Source organism: Polynucleobacter sp. 35-46-11 (assembly GCF_002281105.1).
The window spans coordinates 1-1,556 of the sequence record NZ_NCFJ01000559.1 but is presented as its reverse complement, the minus strand read 5'-3'; the positions used below and the strand labels follow the sequence as shown (position 1 = coordinate 1,556).

General features: G+C 48.8%; 1 protein-coding gene and 1 pseudogene. One reads left to right on the top strand and one right to left on the bottom strand.

All coding sequences use genetic code 11. The features are described from left to right. A pseudogene (locus B7Y67_RS17590) lies at window positions 1–915 on the bottom strand (transcription-repair coupling factor); the annotation flags it as partial. A 23-nt stretch (window positions 916–938) separates the two neighbouring features. On the opposite strand from B7Y67_RS17590, the gene B7Y67_RS17585 reads away from it, so the two are divergent. Next, the coding region (locus B7Y67_RS17585) for a 2-C-methyl-D-erythritol 4-phosphate cytidylyltransferase (protein WP_293599738.1) at window positions 939–1,556 on the top strand (618 nt) is incomplete at its 3' end.

Here is a 1,556-nt window from a genome sequence, read left to right as displayed (position 1 = left end):
CCAAAAACCCTTGATAGATTCTTCAACATCACCAATATTCACCAACCAAACAGGATCACCTGAGCGGGGGAAATAATCAAAGACGGTAGAGCACTCATCAAAAAAGAGAGGGAGATAGGATTCAATACCTGCGCTGGGAATACCCAGGTTGGCATCTTTATAAATCGAGCAACGTGTTGGATCACCCTCAAATACTTCGCGCCATCTGCCACGGAAGGCCGTACGTGAAGCATCATCAAATGGAAACTCATGTCCAGGTAAAAGACGAACCTCCTTAACGGGATAGAGGCTGCGCTGGGTATCAGGATCAAAAGCCCGAATTTGCTCAATCTCATCACCAAAGAGATCTAGGCGATAAGGTAGGCTTGAACCCATCGGAAATAAATCAATCAAGCCACCACGAATGCTGTATTCACCTGGGCGCATGACGGAGCTGACAGGGTCGTAACCAGCCTGTTGTAACTGAAGTTTTAGTGCAGCCTCATTGAGCTTGTCACCTTGTCTAAAAAAGAAGGTGTGGCCCGATAGGAAATTTGGTGGCCCTAATTTTTGCAGTGCTGTAGTAATCGGCACCAAGACAATGTCGCAGCTACCGTTGAGTAATTCATAAAGGGTGGCTAAACGTTCGGAGACTAAATCCTGATGCGGTGAAAAATGGTCATAGGGCAGGATTTCCCAGTCGGGCAACAGGCGCGTCTTCAGTTGCGGCGCAAAAGCGGGGATTTCTTCTAAGAGACGCTGTGCTTCCTGTGCTTGAGCACAGAAAATTACCATGACGGAGAATTCAGATCGATATCGAAGGGCAGATTGGGCAATTAATGCAGCATCAGAAGACCCAACCAAGCCTGAAAAGGTAAAGCGCTGCCCAGCCCGCGGTGCAGGTATGGGGGGTGCTAGTTTTAATGCATCAGACATCTGACCTCATTATAGAATCAGGTATGCACGCTGGAAACCTATCTTCTCAGGCTTTACCGCAATGCCACGCTGTGTTACCCACGGCCGGCACAGGATCAAGGCTTGGTGGATCTTTACCAAAACAGTTTCAGGAGTTGGCAGGCAAACCCATGCTGGCTTATGCCTTAAATGCCTTTGCTGCTACCCCAGAGATTGCCTCCATTTGGGTGGGGGTTAGCCCGGGTTTCATCGATAACCCCATCTTGGGCTCACTTTCGAATAAATCCGCATCTATTCAATTTCTTGCAACTGGTGGTCCAACTCGCCAAGAAACCGTCAGAAATACCCTTGCAGCTATGCTCAAGGCAGGCGTTCCAGAGAATGACTGGGTTTTAGTCCACGATGCAGCACGACCTGGAATTTCTCCTGAACTCATTCAAAAACTGATTCACGCTGTCACTGTAGCTGGTGAGGGTGGCCTCTTGGCAATGCCGCTGGCCGACACCTTAAAGATGGCCGATGCCAATTCAGCAATTGCTGGCAATCCCAATAGATCGATGAAGACGATTTCTAGAGATCACCTTTGGCAGGCTCAAACACCGCAGATGTTTGGTTTAAAGCGCCTGCATGATGCAATTGATGAGGGTATTCGTCTGGAGGCC